General features: G+C 71.5%; 2 protein-coding genes and 1 pseudogene. 2 read left to right on the plus strand and 1 reads right to left on the minus strand.

What is annotated here, in order from left to right:
• A partial coding sequence (locus ACE3Q3_RS18530; protein ID WP_374448607.1) for a M23 family metallopeptidase occupies positions 1–542 on the minus strand: 542 nt, incomplete at its 3' end.
• Here ACE3Q3_RS18530 and ACE3Q3_RS18535 point away from each other — a divergent pair.
• Both ACE3Q3_RS18535 and ACE3Q3_RS18540 read left to right on the plus strand, forming a co-directional pair.
• Entirely contained in the window at positions 535–2,070 is a 1,536-nt protein-coding gene (locus tag ACE3Q3_RS18535; protein ID WP_374448609.1) for an AMP-binding protein, read from the plus strand. The genes ACE3Q3_RS18530 and ACE3Q3_RS18535 overlap by 8 nt on opposite strands.
• A gap of 11 nt (positions 2,071–2,081) precedes the next feature.
• Positions 2,082–2,371, plus strand: a pseudogene (locus tag ACE3Q3_RS18540) (hypothetical protein); the annotation flags it as partial.

Below are 2,371 nucleotides of genomic sequence, written 5' to 3' on the forward strand. Positions count from 1 at the left end.
ACGAGGCCGACCGGCTGGCCGGCCGTCACCCGGTCGCGCGGCTTCACCCGCACGCTGCCCTTCCGCAGGTGGCAATATTGCGTCTGCCAGCCGCCCGGATGGTCGACGACGACGCCGTTGCCGCATTCCCGCTTGGCGATCGCCTCCGGACCGGCGTCGCGGAAATTGACGTCCGCCATCTCGTCGCGCACTGCCCGCACCACGCCGTCGGCGGCGGCCAGCACCGGCACGCCGTCGCGCATCGCCTTCAGGTCGCGGATCGCGATGTCGGTGCCGTTGTGCCCGTCGTAGGACATGGCGCCGCAGCGATAGTCCTTGCGACCGGGGCCGGGGTCGCGGTCGACATAGTTGACGACCCAGCAGTCGACGCCGGGGCGGCAGTCGATCGGCAGGCCGAGGCGGATGCCCTCGGCGGCGGCCGCGCCGTCCCAGGCGACGAGCGCCAGGAGTGCCAGCCCCAGCGCGCGGATCGGTTGCCCGCGGCGGGCGCGGTCTGGTCTAGTATCGGCCCGTCGATCCCGAGGCCCGTCCGGCATGAACATCGCTCGCTTCCTTCATCGCTCCGCTGCGGTATGGCCGGACCTTCCGGCGGTGGCGTCCGGTCACCGGGTCGTCGCCGATTTCCGCACCCTCGGGCTCAGGGTCGCGCAACTCGCCGGCGGGATGCGCGACAGGCTGGGGCTGCAATCGGGCGATCGTGTGGCGCTCATCATGCGCAACGGGCCGCACTACGTCGAGGCGATGGAGGCGGCGTGGCATGGCGGCTTCGTCGCCGTCCCGATCAACGCCAAGCTGCACCCGCGCGAATTCGCCTACATCCTCGACCATTCCGGCGCCCGGGCGGTGTTCGTCACCGACGACCTGCTGGAGGCAGCGGCGGCGGCGGTGGCCGATCTCGAGGCGCCGCCGCGCCTCGTCCTGGTCGATTCGCCCGAGCACGCGGCGCTCTATGGCGAGCCGATGCCGATGGCCGCGGTCCAGCCGCGCGACACGGCCTGGCTCTTCTACACCAGCGGCACCACCGGGCGCCCCAAGGGGGCGATGCTCAGCCATCAGGTGCTGCAGGCCTTCATGCTGTCCTATTTCACCGACGTCGACAGCCCCGGCCCCGGCGACAGCATCATCCACTGGTCGCCGATGTCGCACGGGTCGGGCATCAACATGCTGCCCAACGTCGCCGCCGGCGCCGTGCAGGTCATCCCGGAGGGCGGCCACGGCGACCCGGCGAGCGTGTTCGACCTGATCGGGCGGTGGAAGGGGGCCTCGCTCTTCGCCGCGCCGACCATGGTCTGGCGTCTCGTCGACCATGCCGAGCGCGTGCCGGTCGACACCGCCAACCTGCGCACCATCGTCTATGGCGGCGGGCCGATGTACCTCGCCGACTGCAAGCGGGCGCTGGCCGCCTTCGGCTACAAGCTGACGCAGATCTACGGCCAGGGCGAGAGCCCGATGACCATCACCGCCCTGTCGCGGGCGATGCATGCGGATGTCGGCCACCCGCGCTACGAGCAGCGGCTGGCCTCGGCCGGCGTCGCCCAGGCGGTGTGCGAGGTCCGGGTCTGCGACGCCGACGACCGCGACCTGCCGGTCGGCGAGGTCGGCGAAATCCTGGTCCGCGGCGACGTCGTCATGACCGGCTACTGGCGCAATCCGGAGGCCACGGCGGCGACGCTGCGCGGCGGCTGGCTGCACACCGGCGACATGGGCGCCTTCGACGAGGACGGGTTCCTCACCCTGAAGGACCGCTCGAAGGACATGATCATTTCGGGCGGCAGCAACATCTATCCGCGCGAGGTCGAGGAGGTGCTGCTGCGCCATCCCGACGTCGCCGAGGTCTCGGTGGTCGGCCGGCCGCACCCGGAATGGGGCGAGGAGGTGGTGGCCTTCGTCGTCCGCCGCCCGGGCGCGGCCGCGGCGGCGGGCGAACTCGACCGTCTCTGCCTCGACCACATCGCGCGCTTCAAGCGGCCCAAGGACTACCGCTTCGTGGACGCGCTGCCGAAGAACAACTATGGGAAGGTGCTGAAGACGGCCCTGCGCGAGGCGCTGGCCGCGGCGCCGCAGGAGTGAGGGAGATCGCGATGTTCGATGTCGAGCGCTTCGTCGAGGAGTGCCGCGCTGCGGTCGCGGCCGATCCGACGCACAAGTCGGTGCGCGAGGTCGTGGCGCGCGCGGTGGCCGATCCTGGGGCGGTGCTGCGCGGGCTGGGCGAACCGACGCGGGCCGCCGTCAACGTCATCCACCGCTCGCCCGAGCTGACGGTCCTCAACCTCGTCTGGGGGCCGCGGATGACGCTGCAGCCGCACAATCACCGGATGTGGGCGGTCATCGGCATCTACACCGGCCGCGAGGACAACATCTTCTGGCGCCG

This window comes from Allostella sp. (assembly GCF_041913585.1).
Lineage (GTDB): Bacteria > Pseudomonadota > Alphaproteobacteria > ATCC43930 > Allostellaceae > Allostella.